13 protein-coding genes are annotated in these 16123 nt (G+C 68.6%); 8 read left to right on the forward strand and 5 right to left on the reverse strand.

Features of this window, described 5'->3' with window-relative positions; translation table 11 throughout:
- Positions 1–11: 11 nt before the first annotated feature.
- Positions 12–476, forward strand: coding sequence for a transcriptional regulator NrdR (nrdR, locus tag ACFTS5_RS01655; protein ID WP_378626625.1), 465 nt, complete (start codon positions 12–14; stop codon positions 474–476).
- A 34-nt stretch (positions 477–510) separates the two neighbouring features.
- On the opposite strand, the gene hrpA is transcribed toward nrdR, so the two are convergent.
- Positions 511–4737, reverse strand: a complete 4227-nt coding sequence (gene hrpA, locus ACFTS5_RS01660) for an ATP-dependent RNA helicase HrpA (RefSeq protein ID WP_378626626.1) — start codon at positions 4735–4737, stop codon at positions 511–513.
- Positions 4738–4994: 257 nt separating this feature from the next.
- Here hrpA and ACFTS5_RS01665 point away from each other — a divergent pair, with 257 nt between their 5' ends.
- The 4 genes from ACFTS5_RS01665 (at position 4995) to ACFTS5_RS01680 (ending at position 9904) form a co-directional block, all read left to right on the forward strand.
- Positions 4995–5636: a Pr6Pr family membrane protein gene (locus ACFTS5_RS01665; RefSeq protein ID WP_378626627.1), complete on the forward strand. Its 642-nt coding sequence runs from the start codon at positions 4995–4997 to the stop codon at positions 5634–5636.
- Positions 5637–5689: 53 nt separating this feature from the next.
- Positions 5690–6913, forward strand: a complete 1224-nt coding sequence (locus ACFTS5_RS01670; RefSeq protein ID WP_378626629.1) for an aspartate aminotransferase family protein — start codon at positions 5690–5692, stop codon at positions 6911–6913.
- Positions 6914–7016: 103 nt separating this feature from the next.
- Entirely contained in the window at positions 7017–8075 is a 1059-nt protein-coding gene (locus ACFTS5_RS01675) for an AAA family ATPase (RefSeq protein WP_378626631.1), read from the forward strand.
- A 2-nt stretch (positions 8076–8077) separates the two neighbouring features.
- Complete coding sequence (locus tag ACFTS5_RS01680; RefSeq protein WP_378626632.1) at positions 8078–9904, forward strand: hypothetical protein; 1827 nt, start codon at positions 8078–8080, stop codon at positions 9902–9904.
- A gap of 35 nt (positions 9905–9939) precedes the next feature.
- Here the strand turns inward: ACFTS5_RS01680 and ACFTS5_RS01685 are convergent, their stop codons facing one another.
- The gene (locus ACFTS5_RS01685) at positions 9940–10437 is read right to left on the reverse strand and encodes a GNAT family N-acetyltransferase (RefSeq protein ID WP_378626633.1); all 498 of its coding nucleotides are present in this window, start codon (positions 10435–10437) and stop codon (positions 9940–9942) included.
- Positions 10438–10550: 113 nt separating this feature from the next.
- Here ACFTS5_RS01685 and ACFTS5_RS01690 point away from each other — a divergent pair, with 113 nt between their 5' ends.
- Positions 10551–11159, forward strand: coding sequence for a DUF5134 domain-containing protein (locus tag ACFTS5_RS01690; RefSeq protein ID WP_378626635.1), 609 nt, complete (start codon positions 10551–10553; stop codon positions 11157–11159).
- A 58-nt stretch (positions 11160–11217) separates the two neighbouring features.
- Positions 11218–12555 carry a hypothetical protein gene (locus ACFTS5_RS01695; RefSeq protein WP_378626637.1) on the forward strand — a complete coding sequence of 446 codons (1338 nt, stop codon included), beginning with the start codon at positions 11218–11220 and terminating at the stop codon, positions 12553–12555.
- On the opposite strand, the gene ACFTS5_RS01700 is transcribed toward ACFTS5_RS01695, so the two are convergent.
- The 3 genes from ACFTS5_RS01700 to ACFTS5_RS01710 all read right to left on the reverse strand — a co-directional run bounded on the left by ACFTS5_RS01700 (position 12552) and on the right by ACFTS5_RS01710 (position 14565).
- The gene (locus ACFTS5_RS01700; protein WP_378626639.1) at positions 12552–13253 is read right to left on the reverse strand and encodes a PhzF family phenazine biosynthesis protein; all 702 of its coding nucleotides are present in this window, start codon (positions 13251–13253) and stop codon (positions 12552–12554) included. The genes ACFTS5_RS01695 and ACFTS5_RS01700 overlap by 4 nt on opposite strands.
- Before the next feature lie 143 nt (positions 13254–13396).
- Positions 13397–13936 (reverse strand): carboxymuconolactone decarboxylase family protein, encoded by a 540-nt coding sequence (locus tag ACFTS5_RS01705; protein ID WP_378626640.1) that lies wholly within the window; start codon positions 13934–13936, stop codon positions 13397–13399.
- Positions 13937–13977: 41 nt separating this feature from the next.
- The gene (locus ACFTS5_RS01710; protein ID WP_056811330.1) at positions 13978–14565 is read right to left on the reverse strand and encodes a peroxiredoxin; all 588 of its coding nucleotides are present in this window, start codon (positions 14563–14565) and stop codon (positions 13978–13980) included.
- An 80-nt stretch (positions 14566–14645) separates the two neighbouring features.
- Here ACFTS5_RS01710 and ACFTS5_RS01715 point away from each other — a divergent pair, with 80 nt between their 5' ends.
- Complete coding sequence (locus ACFTS5_RS01715) at positions 14646–15554, forward strand: hydrogen peroxide-inducible genes activator (RefSeq protein WP_378626641.1); 909 nt, start codon at positions 14646–14648, stop codon at positions 15552–15554.
- Positions 15555–16123: the final 569 nt, after the last annotated feature.

Here is a 16123-nt window from a genome sequence, read left to right on the forward strand (position 1 = left end):
GGAACCCTCGGATGCATTGCCCGTATTGCCGACACCCCGACTCGCGCGTCGTCGACTCGCGGGAAGTCGAGGAGGGCACCGCGATCCGCCGCCGTCGTTCCTGCCCGAGCTGCGCGCGTCGATTCACCACCGTCGAGACCGCGATCCTGTCGGTGGTCAAGCGCAGTGGCGTGACCGAGCCGTTCAGCCGCGAGAAGGTCATCGTCGGTGTGCGCCGGGCCTGCCAGGGTCGTGAAGTCGATGACGACGCCCTGAACCTGCTCGCCCAGCAGGTCGAAGACGCGGTGCGCGCCAAGGGATCTCCCGAAGTGCCGAGCCACGAGGTCGGCCTCGCCATCCTCGGCCCCCTGCGCGACCTCGACGAGGTGGCCTACCTGCGCTTCGCCTCGGTGTACCGATCCTTCACCAGCGCAGCCGATTTCGAACGCGAGATCACCGAGATGCGGGCTGCTCGCGCGGTCGCCGCGACCGACTGATCCACGCCCCGGCGTCGCCTCGGCGGCGGATGTCTCAGCGCCGGATCGAGCTGATCGCCTTCTCGATGCGCTTGGCCGACACCGGATACGGCGTACCCAGCTTCTGGGCGAACAGGCTGACTCGCAATTCCTCGATCATCCACCAGATCTCGGTGACGTCGCGGGCGTTCTTGCGCGCCGGGGGCAGCGCGCCGACGAGCTTGTCGTAGGCGGCGAGCATCCGGTCCACCTCGACCATCGCCTGCCGGTCGCGCACCGCCGAACCCGGAAGTGATTCCAGGCGCTGGGCCGCCGCGAGGAGGTAGCGCGGGAGTTCGCGTAGCCGCACCCGGCCCCATTCGGCGACGAAGCCGGGGAACAGGAGATCGTCGAGCTGCTGACGCACGTCGTCGGCGATATCGGATTCGAGGGTGTCGGCCAGTGCGGCACGCGCCTGCTGGGCAGCGGCCAGTACGGGCACGACGGTACGGATCAGCGCGACGACCGCCGTGGACAGTTGCGGGCGGACGGCGGCCACCAGCTTGTCGAACTCCTCCGGCGAGCGCACCGGGCCGCCTGCCTTGGCGATCAGTTCGTCGGCGGCGGCGATCCGGCAGTCCTCGACCAGCTTGTCCAGGGAACCGTCGGGGTTCTGACTCAGTGCCAGCCGATCGCGGGCGGGCAGTCCGGCGGTGACGGCCCGCGTCGAGGTGGGGATCGCGGTGAGCAGCAGGGTGCGTACACCCGCTCGCATCGCGGCCGCCTGTTCGCCGGGCGAGCTCAGGACACGCACCGCGACGCCCTCGCCCTCGGGCACGAGTGCCGGGTACCCGGTCACGGTCTGGCCGGCGACTTCGCGGCTCACGGTCGGCGCGACCGAACCGAGCGACTCGGAGGTCCACACTGTCGCTGGCGCGCGTTCGGCGCCGGCGGTCGCCCGCGCGACCGATGCCGAAACCTGATCGGCCAGTGCCGCTTTGAGCTGTTGCAGGCTCTTGTTCTTGGCCAGTACCTTGCCGCTCTGATCGACTGCGGCGAACGTCATCCGCAGGTGATCGGGCAGTGCGGTGGGGGAGAGGTCGTCGGTGGTGATGGTGACCGCACCCAGCCGGGACAGCTCCCGTGCGAGCCCGGTGCGCAGCGGCTCGGCGCGCGGAGTCAGCCCCCGCAGGGCCGCCGACGCGAAGTCCGGCGCGGGAACGACCGCGCGGCGCAACGTTTTCGGCAGCGTTTTGATGAACGCGGCGGCCAGTTCCTCACGCATGCCGGGCACCAGCCAGTCGAAGCCGACCGCCCGCACGTGCGCGAGCTGTTCCACCGGGATCCGCGCGGTGACACCGTCGTCGTCCTGGCCCGGCTCGAACTGGTAGGTCAGCGGGAAGCTGAGTTCACCCTGGCGCCAGGCGTCGGGGAAATCGGTCGGGTCCAGGGTGGCGACACCGGCATTGACCACGGTGTCGGTCGAGAAGTCCAGCAGCGCGGGGTCATCGCGCTCGGTCTTGCGCCACCAGCTGTCGAAATGGCGCACCGACACGATATCGGCGGGGATGCGCTTGTCGTAGAACTCGAACAGCACTTCGTCGTCGACGAGGATGTCGCGGCGCCGTGCCCGATGCTCGAGGTCGGCCACATCGTCGATCAGGGCGCGATTGCGGGCGAAGAACCCGTGCCGCGTCTGCCATTCGCCCTGTACCAGCGCATGGCGCAGGAACAGCTCGCGCGACAGCTCCGGGTCGATGCGCCCGAAGTCGACCGGGCGCCCGGTCACCAGCGGCACCCCATACAGCGTCGCCCGCTCGTAGGCACGCGCCGATCCACGCTTGGCCGACCAATGCGGTTCGGAGTAGGTACGTTTCACCAGATCACCGGCGAGCCGTTCGGCCCACTCCGGCTCCACCTTCGCCGCGATCCGCCCCCACAGCCGCGAGGTCTCCACCAGTTCGGCCGCCATCACCCAGCGCGGCGCCTTCTTGGCCAGCGACGACCCGGGGAAGATCATGAATTTCGCATTGCGGGCCCCGAGGAACTCGCGCGATTCCGCCTCACGCACGCCGATATGCGAGAGCATGCCCGCCAGCAGCGACTGATGGATCTGTGCGCTCGGCCACGGCATCGCATGGTCGTCTGCCGAATCCGAGGACCCGCCAACGGGTGTGGCGGCTGCTGGGTGCTGCCCACCTGTCGCTGCCTCACCACCGCGTCGAGACCGTCCACCTGCCCGGCGTGGGTCTGTGCCCTTGGTCTCGGCCCGGCCGGAGGTGGTGTTCGCTCCGGCGGTCGGCTCCGCCACCGCGCGTGGGGAGTTCCCGCGTCCGCGGCCACGCCGTCCGCGATTGCCCCCTGCGCCGACGGCACCGTCCACGGTGGTGAGGGCGTCCGTCTGTCCCCGGCTCGCGCCCGCGTCGTTCCAGCCCATCCCGCGGGCGATGGTGCGCAACTGACCGTGCAGGTCCTGCCACTCCCTGATGCGCAGGTAGTGCAGGAACTCGTCGCGGCACATCCGCCGGAACTGGTTGGACGACAGCGACTTCCGCTGCTCGGTGAGGTAGTCCCACAGCCGCAGGTAGGCCAGGAAGTCCGAGCCCTCGACGACGAAGCGCGCGTGCTGGGTGTCGGCCGCCTGCTGGTGCTCGACGGGCCGTTCGCGCACATCCTGGATCGACAGCGCCGCGACGATGATCAGCACCTCGTCGAGGCACCCGTTGCGCTGGGCCTCGACGAGCATGCGCGCCATCCGAGGATCCACCGGCAGCTGCGCCATCTCCCGCCCGATCGGCGTGAGCGTGAGATGTTGACCCGAATCAGCTTCGCCGTCAACAGATTTCGTGCTGCCGTGCGCCAGCGCGCCCAGCTCTTCGAGCAGGGCGATACCGTCGCGGATGGCCCGGCGGTCGGGGGCCTCCACGAACGGGAAACTCTCGATATCGCCCAGACCCAGCGCCGTCATCTGCAGGATGACCGCGGCGAGGTTGGTGCGCAGGATCTCCGGCTCGGTGAACGCGGGCCGCGCCTCGAAATCGTCCTCGGAATACAGCCGGATACAGATACCGTCCGCCACGCGCCCACAGCGACCCGATCGCTGCCGCGCCGAGGCCTGCGAGACCTCTTCGATCGGCAGGCGCTGCACCTTCGTCCGCATCGAATAGCGCGAGATGCGCGCGGTGCCGGGGTCGATCACGTAGCGGATACCGGGCACGGTCAGCGAGGTCTCGGCGACATTGGTGGCCAGCACCACCCGGCGACCGGTGTGCGGGGCGAACACCTTGTGCTGCTCGGCGGCCGACAGTCGCGCGTACAGCGGCACGATCTCGGTGCGGGGGAGTTTCAGGTCGCGCAAAGCATCGGCGGTGTCGCGGATCTCGCGTTCGCCCGACAGGAACACCAGCACATCACCGTCGCCCTCGGCGAACAGTTCGACGACCCCGTCGGCGATGGCGTCGGTGGGGTCGCGATCGACGACCCGGGTGTCCTCGTCGTCGTCGGATCCGGGCAGTTCCAGCGACAGCGGCCGATACCGCAATTCCACCGGATAGGACCTGCCCGACACTTCGACGATCGGCGCGGGCGTGCCGTGCGTGTCGGCGAAATGGCGGGCGAACAGTTCGGGATCGATCGTCGCCGAGGTGATGATCACCTTGAGATCTGGCCGCTGCGGCAGCAACTGCTTCAGATACCCGAGCAGGAAGTCGATATTGAGGCTGCGTTCGTGGGCCTCGTCGATGATGATCGTGTCGTAGCGGCGCAGCATCCGGTCGCGCTGGATCTCGGCGAGCAGGATGCCGTCGGTCATGAGTTTGACCAGGGTGCGATCGGAGGCCTGATCGGTGAAGCGGACGGTGTAGCCGACCACGTCGCCGAGTTCGGTGCCCAGTTCCTCGGCGATGCGTTCGGCCACGGTGCGGGCGGCGAGCCTGCGCGGCTGGGTGTGACCGATGGTGCCGCGGATTCCGCGACCGAGTTCGAGGCAGATCTTCGGGATCTGGGTGGTCTTGCCCGAGCCCGTCTCACCGGCCACGATCACGACCTGGTTGGCGGCGATGGCCGCGGCGATGTCGTCGCGGCGCGCGGAAACCGGCAGTTGTTCGGGGTAGGTGATCTGCGGAAGCGCCGCGCGGCGATTGGCCACGCGGGTCTCGGCGGTGGCGATCTCGGCCTCGACGGCGGGCAGGTCGTCGGGGCGCGCACGGTCGAGCTTGCGCCGGAGCCGATGTTCGTCGCGCAGCGAGACCTCCGCCAGGCGGGTGCGCAGCGCGCGGGTTCCGGTGCTAGCTGTCCTGGTCATTGCGCCTACCAGCCTAGCGAAGCCCGCCACCGGTTTTCCCCCGCGTCGCCCGCTCGCGCTGTCGCGGAGACCAACGACACACCACGACACCCGCCCGTCACGGTCCGCGCGTCCGGTCCGTACCGCGCGACGCGACGACCGTGCGCACACGAACTCCCGGTCAGCCGGGGTCCGTCGTGCGAGGATCCGGGCATGAGCGGTCAGCGGGCACCTCGCGTCGCCAGGCAGGCCGCCCGACCATGCGGAAGGGACACAGCATGAGCGCTTCGGTGCGAACGGCGTGGTGGATCAGGGCCTATCGGCTCGGTTTCGGGTTGCTCGGGATCCTCGCCCTGGTCTGGATCCCGCTGCGAAACGTCGACTCGGCGACGTTCTCGCTCACGAACTATCTGAGCTACTTCACCATCGAGTCCAACATCTTGGCCGTGATCGTGCTGCTCGTCGGTGGCCTGACAGCGCCGCAGAGCCCGCGCTGGCAGACGTTTCGTGGCGCGGTCACCCTGTACATGCTCATCACGATGGTCGTCTACGCGGTCCTGCTGGCCAATGTCGACGTGATGCTCACCGACAAGTGGATCAACGATGTCCTGCATCGCATCGTGCCGCTGGTCCTGCTGCTGGACTGGCTGTTCGTCGCGATGGCGCAACGCCTGCGACCCAGCCTCGAACTGATCGGCCTGTGGCTGATCTTCCCGGTCGCCTACGGCGTCTACAGCCTGATCCGCGGCCCGATCGTCGACTGGTACCCCTACCCGTTCATCGACCCACGGGCCCAGGGATACGTGTCGCTGACGATCGGGTTGGTCGTGTTGCTGGTGGTGTTCGTCGTGCTCGCGGTCGCGATGGCGGGCCTGGGAGATCTGCCCGCTCGGTGGCGGGAACGCAAGTCAGAAGGCTGACCGGCGGCGGGCCAGGTGCGCGCCGGTCGGCACAGTGGGGTAGATGTGGAGCCATGAATGCGCTCTGGCATGGATTCGCCGATATGGGTGCCGTCGATCGTGACGGTGCGTTCGTTGTCGCTCGCGGTGAGGGCGCCTACGTCTTCGACACCGCGGGCAAGCGGTACCTCGACGCCACCGCCGGGCTGTGGTTCGCCAATGTCGGGCACGGCCGTGGCGAGATCGCCGACGCCGTCGCCGATCAGTTGCGCACCATCGCGCACTACTCCAACTTCGGCGACATCACCGAAGCGCCCACCCAGGAACTCGCCGAGAAACTCTCGTCGATCGCCCCCGTGCCCGGCAGCAAGATCTTCTTCACCTCCGGCGGTTCCGACTCGGTGGAGACCGCGGCGAAACTGGCCCGCCGCTACTGGCACGAGCAGGGCCGCACCGACAAGAAGATCCTGGTCGGGCGACGTCTGGCCTATCACGGCATGCATTACGCGAGCACCGCGCTCGGCGGTTTGGCGCCGAACAAGGAGGGCTACGGCGTGCTGGTGGACGACACCCGCACCGTCGAATGGAACGACGCCAAGTCCCTGCTCGCCCTGATCGAAGAGGTCGGCGCCGAGCGGATCGCCGCGTTCTTCTGCGAACCGATCATCGGCGCGGGCGGGGTGTACCTGCCGCCCGAGGGCTACCTGGCCGAGGTCCGCCAGATCTGTCGTGACCACGACATCCTGTTCGTCGCCGACGAGGTCGTCACCGGTTTCGGCCGCATCGGCGGTTCCTGGTTCGCTTCCACCCGCTTCGACCTGCAGCCCGACCTGATGACCACCGCCAAGGGCCTCACCTCCGGCTACCTCCCGATGGGCGCGGTCTTCATCGCCCCCCACCTGGCCGAGCCCTTCTTCGCCGGCGGCACCTGGTTCCGCCACGGCTACACCTACGGCGGCCACGCCGGCGCGGCCGCCGCGGCCCTGGCCAACCTCGCCATCGTCGAACGCGAGGGTCTCTTGGAGGAAGCCGCCCGCCTCGAATCCACCCTCCACACCGCGTTGGCGCCGTTGGCCGACCACCCCCGCGTCGCTGAGGTTCGCAGCGGACTCGGCGCAGTGGCGGCGGTGCAGCTCGCCGACCCGTCCGAGGGCCCCGCCCTGGTGAAAACCCTGCGTGAACACGGCATCTCGGGCCGGGCCGCCGGTGCGGGCGCCATGCAGATCTCGCCGTCGTTCGTCATGACCGACGCCCAGGTCGCCGAGCTCGCCGCCGGATTCGCCCGCGCCCTGGGCTGATTCGGGAGTCGATCGATACCGGGCCCGTCGGCGAAACTCGCTGGCGGGCCCGGAGTCGTGCGGGCTAGCCTGCTCTGTTCTGATCGAACAGGGGAGGACCTGCGTGCAAGCATCGGTGACCGTGACACCGGACCAACTACCGGAACTGCTGCTGCATGTCGCGGTGGTGCGGCCGGTATTCCTGTGGGGTGCGCCGGGAATCGGTAAGAGCTCGCTCGTGCGGACCTTCGCCGATTCGCTCGGCCTGGAGTGCGTCACGCTCCTCGGCACCCAGCTCGCCCCCGAAGACCTGATCGGTGTCCCGCAGATCGTCGATGATCGCAGCCGCTTCGCACCGCCGGAGCTGATCGCGCGACCGGAGCCCTACTGCCTGTTCCTCGACGAACTCAACGCCGCCTCACCGGAAGTGCAGAAGTCGTTCTACTCGCTGATCCTGGACCGCCGGATCGGGACCTACGAATTGCCCGCCGGTTCGGTGGTGATCGGCGCGGGCAATCGCGCCACCGACAACGCGCTCGCCCGGCCGATGGCGTCGGCACTGGTCAACCGGATGGTGCACCTGCACCTGCGCGCCGATGTCGACGACTGGCTGAAGTGGGCCGCTACCCACGACATTCACCCCTGGATCATCCGCTACCTCACCCAGCGCCCCGATCACCTGTGGTCGGCGCCGCCCAAAACCGAGGCACCTTTCTCCACGCCGCGCGGCTGGCACATGCTCTCCGACGCCCTGCACTCCTGCGGCGACGACATCGACGACACGACCCTGCAGGTCCTCGCCGCGGGCACGCTCACCCTCGGCCACAGTTCCGGCTTCCGCGCCTTCGTGACAACGATCCGCCACGCCTACGACCTGGACGCGGTACTCAAGGGCGACGCCGGATGGCCGCGTGACCCGGCCGACCGTGACCTGCTCTATTTCCTGTCCGAGACGATGCGCGTCCGGTTGATCAAAGATCTCCCCGGCGACCGCGCGCACACCTCGCCGACGGTGCAGCGCTTCGTGATGCGCGCCAAGTCGCTGCTGGTGGAACTCGCCGAGATCTCGGTGGAGTGCGCGCAACTGGTGATCGCCTCCGATGCCGAGGGGATGCCGGTACTGCCGTCGTGGTTCCTCATCGAGGTGTCGCGGGATCTGCCGCGCCTGGCCGCGCGGCGCTGAGCATGGCCACCGCACGCAAGCGGCGCACGGTCGCGGATCCGTGGCAGCAGGCGGTCGACGACGGCTGGAAGGCGGCGTGCGCTCACCCGGCGTTGCGGCCGCTGGCCACCCAGCTGTACCGCCTCGACGAGCGGACTCCTCGTGCGGTGTGGGCGCGGCTGAGCGGCAGTTACGTGGGCTATCACCCGAAACGCCGTGCCACCGCACAGGAATGGGCGTGGGTGTTCGCGCATTGCCTGCTCCACGCCGGATTCGGTCACCTCGATCCGCGAAACACGGTGCCCGCCAACATCACCGGCCTCGATCCAGGCGACCCCGAGGGCCGGCGAGACGTGCGCGCACCGCATCCGGCCTATCGTGCGGCCTGCTGCGCCGCCGTCGACACCTACCTGACGACGATGAAGATCGGCACCCGCCCCACCGACATCCCGCCGACACCCGAGTTGGCCGACGAGCACGCTGCCGCTGCCCGCTGGCGCGATACGGCCGTGCCGGATGCCTTCGCACGCACCGGGTTCGCCGACTTCCTGCTCACCTCGGCCGAGACCGCGAAACGTGTCGACAACCCCGCCCGGTTCGCCAGGGGTATCGCGGCCGCCGCCCGTGCGGCGCTGGCCACCGCGGGCGGAGAACGCACCGCCGACGGTGTACTGCGCCACCGCACCCCGTGGGACAGCGCGCTCGGCTGGTTCGTATCGTCGTTTCCGTTGCTCGGGGCCCTCGCCGCGGGCATGACCGTCGTCGCCGACGCGGAACTGGCACGCAGCTGGAATATTTCGATCGCCGCGGTGAATGCCGAAGCCGCCGAGATCTACGTCAACCCGCTGATCGGATTCGGTGAGGAGCAGTGGCGGTTCGTGCTCGCCCACGAAATGCTGCACGCCGCACTGCGTCACGGCGAACGCGCCGACTGGCGCGACCACTACCTGTTCAATATCGCCTGCGACTATGTGGTCAACGGCTGGCTGGTCGAGATGAAGGTCGGTCAGATGCCGGAGGGCCTGCTCTACGACCCGTCGCTGAAAGGCTGTTCCGCCGAGGAGATCTACGACCGGATCGCCGTCGACCTGCGCCGGCTCCGCAAACTCGCCACCCTGCGCGGACGCGGCCTCGGCGATGTCCTGGGTGAACCGCTGGCCTACCCCGGTAGCGCGGGCCGCTACGTCGACCTCGACGAGTACTACCGCAGCGCGCTGACGACGGGGTTGGCTTACCACACCGACAGCGGCCGCGGATATGTCCCGGCCGCACTGGAACAGGCGATCCGCGCGCTCGACCAGCCACCGCTGCCGTGGGACGCGCAGCTGGCCCAGTGGTTCGACGAACACGTTCCCACCATCGACACCCGGCGCAGTTATGCTCGCGCCTCCCGCCGACAGGCCTCGACACCCGACATCCCGCGACCGGCGTGGGTGCGCCCCGAGGAGAACGTGCGGTTACCGACCTTCGGGGTAGTCCTCGATACCTCGGGTTCGATGGACGTAACCCTGCTCGGCAAAGGGCTCGGCGCGATCGCGTCCTACGCGCTGGCCCGAGACGTGCCACGAGCCAGAGTCGTCTACTGCGACGCGGCCGCCTACGACGCGGGCTACCTGCCGGTGGAGGAAATCGCCGCCGGCGTGCGGGTCCGCGGGCGCGGCGCCACGTTCCTGCAGCCCGGCATCCGCCTGCTCGAACGAGCCGAGGACTTCCCGGTCGACGGCCCGATTCTGGTGATCACCGACGGGCAGTGTGACGCGGTACGGATCCGCCGCGAACACGCGTTTCTCGTCCCCGCGGGGGCGTGCCTACCGTTCGCCCCCAAGGGCCCGGTCTTCCGTCTGCGCTGAGCCGAAAGCATGGCGGGGCGGACGCCGATCCGGGATCAGCGAGGATCGAGCCGCAGGGTGAAGAAGCGGCTCAGCGGGTCGATGGAGTAGCTGCCGAACGGACCGCATTCGGCGAACCCGTGGCGCAGGTACAGGCGGCGGGCGGGGGCGAAGAAGTCCTCGGCGCCGGTTTCCAGGCTCAGCCGCCGGTACCCGCGCTCCCGGGCTACCGCGACCAGGTGGGCGAGCACGGCGGCGGCCACGCCACGGCCGGTATGCCCGTCGGCGGTGCGCATGGACTTGATCTCGGCGTGCTCGGCGTCGAGCTCCTTCAGCGCGCCGCACCCGACGAGGTCGTCGCCGGACCACGCGCTCCACACCGTGACCGCGGGATCGCGCAGGGCGGTGAGGTCGAGGGCGTGCATGCTGCAGGCAGGGGTGGTGTCCGCCATTTCCGCGTGGTGGGCGGCCAGCAGAGTCCGGATTTCCGCGCCGGTGAGGTCATCGGCCACCACGCGAAGCTGGTCGACCGCAGCAGTCGGGTTATCGGTCATAAGTCCAGTTTGCAGATCGATACCGGAGCCCGTCGATCCGGGTCTCCCAGGGACCACCCGACCGCGGAAAACGCCCCGGGGCGACCAGTACGGGTGCGAGCATGGTGACGCGGGTGTCGACTCGAAAGTGGTGGGGTGTGGCCGATTTCGTGCAGCAGTATGCGTTCGTGCGGTGGCCGGTGGTCGCCGCGTTCGTCCTGGCATCGCTGATCGTGGCCACCCGGTTGACCAGGCGAACCCCGTCGGAGCACCGGATCGATACCGCCTCCGACAGCGCGCACCTGCTCATGTGTCTGGTGATGCTGGCGATGCTGGTGTTCCCCGCCGCGACCGACCCGCACGCGATGCGCGGACTGCTCACCGCCCTCACCGTGGCGTTCGCGATCCTGCTCGCCGAACGCGTCGTCGGATGGCGCACCGGTTCGACGCCCGACGGTGTGCCGGCGCTGGGCTATCACACCGTCGCCGCCGCGGCGATGCTGTACGCGATGGCCGGGCACGGGGCCGTGCACGGCGCCGGTGCGGCGGGCTGGCCCGCCGTCGTGCTGGCGGTGCTGTTCGGTCTCGACGCGCTGCTCGTCCTCGGTACGGCCGGTCACCGGTCACGCTGGCACCGCTTCGTTCATCCCGCCGGCTCCCACCCGCTGACCTCGGCGCTGGTGCCCCATGTGGTGATGGACATCGGGACCGCGTTCATGCTGATCGCCGCGATCGGCCGGTGAATACCGATCCACAACCGCTCGCGCTGCGAATTGCCTTAGTGCGGGCAGGAATTCGACGATGAGTGGGCAGCGCGGTCCCCAACCGCCGCCGGGGTCGCGCGGCGCCGGTCCGCGGATACCCCCGATCGTGGCCGGTGCCGACGATCGCGAGGAGATGCGCGCGCTCTACCGCGCCACCGGCGCCGCCGCGTTCGGGCTGGCCCTGCGGGTGCTGCACCGTCGCGGTGCCGCCGAAGACGTGGTCCGCGAAGGTTATCGACGGGCGAGATCGGCGCAGTGGATCGTCGACGAGGACGACACCGGCCGGGAACCCGGTTTCCCCTCCGCGGAATCCGGGGACGACCACACCGAGCCGGCCCCGCTGTCGCGTCCCGGGCCGGACCTCGGGACACCGTGGGGGCGTTCGGCGTTCGTCGCGACCGAACAGCGATCCGATCTGACCCCCCGCACCTACGGTGGGATGGATGTCGCCTTCGGTCGCGGCGTCGTCTACTCCCACGACGGTGCCCGCCTGCCCGACGGCGCGAGCACCGAGGATCCGGATCACCTCGGCACGGACCACCCGGACCGACGCCACGCGGGCGCTGAAGACGCAGTCCACGGTCTCCCCGGCTCCCGCGCGGACCACCCAGCCGAGGTCATCGGCTCGGGAAATATCGGTACCGAGCGTGTAGACGCCGACCAACGGGCTTTCGGCCACGTCGATGTCGAACGATCGAGCGCGGTCGGCATCGACACCGAACGTCTCGGGACGGATCGTTCCGGGATCGCCCGCGACAGCCCGGCATTCACCCCCGATCAATCCTGGCTGCTGGCCCAGATCCATCGACTCGCGGTCCAGCGCCTGCGTCTGGACCGCCGCGGCGGCGACGACATGCCGTGGCTGGCGGCCGCGGCCAGACTCGGTTTCGACGACCCCCTCGACAGCCACTGCGAGGTCTTCGTCCTCGCCTACTACGGGGGCCGCACCTACCGCACCATCGGCCGTGAACTGGGTCTGCGGGTACCGATGGTGACGAGGCTGCTGGCCGAGGGCATCGAACGGCTCGCCGAACAGCGGATCCCCCGGTGGACGGCCAGGCAGTCGTGGTGCCCGCCCGGCTCGGTCCTGTCCCTGGCCGACGCCTACGCGCTCGACGCGGTCGCCGAACTCGAACACCACCACATCGAGAACAAGCTCACCGCCACCACCCCGAACAGTCTGTCGCAGTTCGCCACCCGCGTGCGCGGTGTGCACGACGTGCTCGCGCTGCTGGCCGCCGACGACCAGCACACCCCGCCCCGCGCGCTCGAAACCCGCATCCTCGCCGACCTGGGCGCCGCGCCACAGCGACGCGGCCACTGGGCGGCCAGACCGCCCTGGTTGCGCCGCTTCGGCGGTCAACCGGAGAGTTAGAGCACCACCACGTGGTCTTCGGCGACCCGTCCGCCGAGGCGAACCCATCCGTCGGAGTCCCACTCGGTGTAGAGCTGCGAGCCCTGCCCCTGGGTGATGATCAGCCCGCGGCGCAGCTGGGCGGTGAGCGCGACCGCCGCCGCCCCGGTCGCCTCGTCCTCGGCGATGCCCATGGCGGGCGCGAACATCCTGGCGCGCAGCGCGCCACGTGACTCGTCGGTCCAGGCCCAGAAGAAATGCTGGCCGTCGGTGAAGTCGACGGGTGCCAAGGCCGCCAGCGCCTGCACCGAATCCAGTTGCTGGAAGGCGAACTTCGGTGCCCACTCGGCGCGCGCGGTGATCCAGGTCAAGCCGTCGGTCTGGTTGACGGCCACCGGCCCCGCGGGCACCCGCAAGGTGTGCACAGGTGTGTGTTGTACATCCAGCCACCACGCGGTGCCGACGGTGGGATGCCCGGCGAAGGGCAACTCGACGGCCGGGGTGTAGATGCGGACGTCGGCGACGCCGTCGACCGGATCGGAGACGACCGTGGTTTCGCTGAACCCCAGCCGGGCCGCCAGTTCCTGCTTGTCGAGGGCGACGACATCGCCCGCGCGGGCGATGCCGAGCGCGTTGCCGAGATTTCCGGCCGGATCGGTGAACACTCGGACGACCTCGACCTGGATGTCCGGGGCATCGGGCACATCATGTGCGTTCATGATCGCGAGCCTACCGGGCCGCCGCGCGGGGCCCACCGACCCGCGAGCCCCCGGACACGTCCGCTCCCAGCACGGCAACGGCCCCGATCCGGAATCCGGATCGGGGCCGCCGGGCCTTGAAAAGCAGGCGCGAAACCGACGAATCAGACGGCCGCCGAAGCCAGCGCCTCGGTGGACGCGACCGCCTGGCCGACACCGGCGACGATCGCCGCCGCACGCAGCGACTCGAAGATCACCTCACGCGACACACCGGCCTCGCGCAGCGTCTTCTCGTGCGCCTCGAGGCAGTGCGCGCAGCCGTTGATCGAGGACACCGCGAACGACCACAGCTCGAAGTCGGCCTTGTCGACGCCGGGGTTGCCGATGATGTTCATCCGCAGACCCGCGCGCAGATCGTCGTAGCGACCGTCCAGGAACGCCTTACCGCGGTAGAACACGTTGTTCATGCCCATGATCGACGCGGCGCCCAGCGCGGCGTCGTACGCCTCGGCCGAGAGCACGTCGGCGGCCTCTTCGGCGACCTCACGCAGGGTGGTGGCCGAGCGCGTGGCGGCGGCCGAAGCGAGCAGGGTGCCCCACAGCTGCTGCTCGTTGAGCACCGTGGTGCGGGCCAGCGAGGACAGATTGAGCTTGAGGTCCTTGGCGTACTCGGGAAGAGAGTTCTTCAGGTTCTCGATGCTCATGACAGTGGGGCTCCTTCAGGGTGTTTCGGTGGGGAAGTGGGTCAGACGCTGGCGGTGAGCAACTCGCCCGCGTTGATGGTCGGGTCGCCCTTCTTCCAGTTGCAGGCGCACAGCTCGTCGGACTGCAGGGCGTCGAGCACGCGCAGCACCTCGTCGACGTTGCGGCCGACCGAACCGGCGGTCACCGAGACGAACTGCACCTCGTTGTTCGGGTCGACGATGAAGGTGGCGCGGTCGGCGACGCCGTCGGCGTTGAGAACGCCGGCGGCGGTGGCCAGTTCACGCTTGAGGTCCGACAGGATCGGGAAGGGGAGGGTCTTGAGATCCTCGTGCTGTGCGCGCCACTGGAAGTGCACGAACTCGTTGTCGACCGAGGCGCCGAGCACCTGCGCGTCACGATCGGCGAACTCCTCGTTCAGCTTGCCGAACGCGGCGATCTCGGTCGGGCACACGAAGGTGAAGTCCTTGGGCCAGAAGAACACGATGCGCCACTTGCCGGCGTGGTCGTCGCTGGTGATCTGGGTGAAGTAATCGTCGGGCTGCTGCGCGTCGACCTTGGAGAGGTCGCCTCCGATGACGGCCTTGAGGTTGTATGCCGGGAACTGGTCGCCGATGGTCAGCAGAGCCATGCTTCGTCTCCTCATTCGTGGTGTGGTTGATGTCAGCCTACTGAAAGGTAAAGCCGATTGCTGGTCGTACACTGATAGGTGTGAGTGATCAGACTTATCAGCCAACCCTGTCGCAGCTGCGTGCGTTCGTGGCCGTCGCCGAATACCGGCATTTCGGCACCGCCGCAGCGCGTTTGACTGTGAGTCAACCCACGTTATCGCAGGCACTGGCATCACTGGAAAACGGACTCGGGCTCCAGCTGATCGAGCGCAGCACCCGCCGCGTGCTGGTGACCGCCGCCGGAATGCGACTGCTGCCGCAGGCCATGGCGACCCTGGAAGCCGCCGATCGATTCGTGGCTTCGGCGACCGGCGACACCCTCGGCGGCACACTGCGTGTGGGCATCATTCCGACCGTCGCCCCGTATGTGCTGCCCGGACTGCTGCCCGAGTTGCGCCGCAAACTGCCCGGGGTGCTGCCCCAGGTGGTGGAAGACCAGACCGCGCGGCTGCTGGACGGGTTGCGCACCGGTGTGCTCGACGTGGCGGTGCTCGCCTTACCGACCGAAGCCAACGGCTTGGTCGAGATCCCGCTCTACAGCGAGGAATTCGTGCTGGTCACGCCCCGTGGACACGACCTCGCCGGCCGCACCGACCTGGCCGCGCCCGCTCTCGCCGACCTGCCGCTGTTGCTGCTCGACGAGGGTCACTGCCTGCGCGATCAGACTCTGGACCTGTGCCGCTCGGCCGATGTACAACCCGGGACGGTCGGTGATACCCGTGCCGCCTCGCTGACCACGGTCGTGCAGTGTGTGGCCGGCGGGCTCGGGGTGACGCTCATTCCGGAGATGGCGGTTGCCGCCGAGACCGCGCGCGCGAATCTGGACACCGCGCGCTTCGCGGCCCCCGCTCCCGGCCGCACGATCGGGCTAGCTTATCGAGGGTCTTCCGCGCGGGCCGCGGATTACGAATACCTCGCGGCGGTCATCCGATCCAAGCGCCCTTTCTGATCTGCGCAATGCTGGTGTGACAGTGAGCTCGGTGTAGAGCCTGCGAATTGTCGTCGTTGTGGAATAAATTTCGCAAAATGGACTTTTCTCCGCTCGACACCGGAGGGCGAGCGGATATTTAACAGCGCAAATCAAATAACTATTCGGCGATCCAGCGATGCATCAGTTGCTTCGACCGGCTCGCGAATCATCGCAGTTAACTATTGGCATTCACGTGTTCGGGAATGCTGTAGCCGGGGAGTTCGGTCCACGGCCCCCACGACACGGTATAGCGATCGGAGCGGTGCGGCAAGGGTCTGTGCGACCTTTGTGGATCGATTCCGAATCGTGCTGAATTCGGTACCCGATGCATGTTCCGCGGGCGATCCGACTATGGGCGGACGGCCGGGACCGCCCATCGGAGAGGATGTCGACCAGGGGTCGGCCTGGTCGGGGTGCCGATCGCCACAACGGCGGTGTCCTAAACGTCGTTCCCTGTGTTCGTGACCATGTTGAAAGGTTCCGGAAATCTGATTCGGCAACTTTGCGGCTATATAATCGACCTCTTGAAGTGAGCGGTATGAACGGAG

The organism is Nocardia sp. NPDC056952, from assembly GCF_042674185.1.
Lineage (GTDB): Bacteria > Actinomycetota > Actinomycetes > Mycobacteriales > Mycobacteriaceae > Nocardia.

Excerpts from the sequence above, each read along its gene's own strand:
- ACFTS5_RS01680 (WP_378626632.1), top strand. The coding sequence starts at position 8,078 with ATGGCCACCGCACGCAAGCGGCGCACGGTCGCGGATCCGTGGCAGCAG.
- ACFTS5_RS01670 (WP_378626629.1), top strand. The coding sequence starts at position 5,690 with ATGAATGCGCTCTGGCATGGATTCGCCGATATGGGTGCCGTCGATCGT.
- nrdR (WP_378626625.1), top strand. The coding sequence starts at position 12 with ATGCATTGCCCGTATTGCCGACACCCCGACTCGCGCGTCGTCGACTCG.
- ACFTS5_RS01665 (WP_378626627.1), top strand. The coding sequence starts at position 4,995 with ATGAGCGCTTCGGTGCGAACGGCGTGGTGGATCAGGGCCTATCGGCTC.
- hrpA (WP_378626626.1), bottom strand. The coding sequence starts at position 4,737 with ATGACCAGGACAGCTAGCACCGGAACCCGCGCGCTGCGCACCCGCCTG.
- ACFTS5_RS01705 (WP_378626640.1), bottom strand. The coding sequence starts at position 13,936 with ATGAGCATCGAGAACCTGAAGAACTCTCTTCCCGAGTACGCCAAGGAC.
- ACFTS5_RS01700 (WP_378626639.1), bottom strand. The coding sequence starts at position 13,253 with ATGAACGCACATGATGTGCCCGATGCCCCGGACATCCAGGTCGAGGTC.
- ACFTS5_RS01710 (WP_056811330.1), bottom strand. The coding sequence starts at position 14,565 with ATGGCTCTGCTGACCATCGGCGACCAGTTCCCGGCATACAACCTCAAG.
- ACFTS5_RS01685 (WP_378626633.1), bottom strand. The coding sequence starts at position 10,437 with ATGACCGATAACCCGACTGCTGCGGTCGACCAGCTTCGCGTGGTGGCC.
- ACFTS5_RS01695 (WP_378626637.1), top strand. The coding sequence starts at position 11,218 with ATGAGTGGGCAGCGCGGTCCCCAACCGCCGCCGGGGTCGCGCGGCGCC.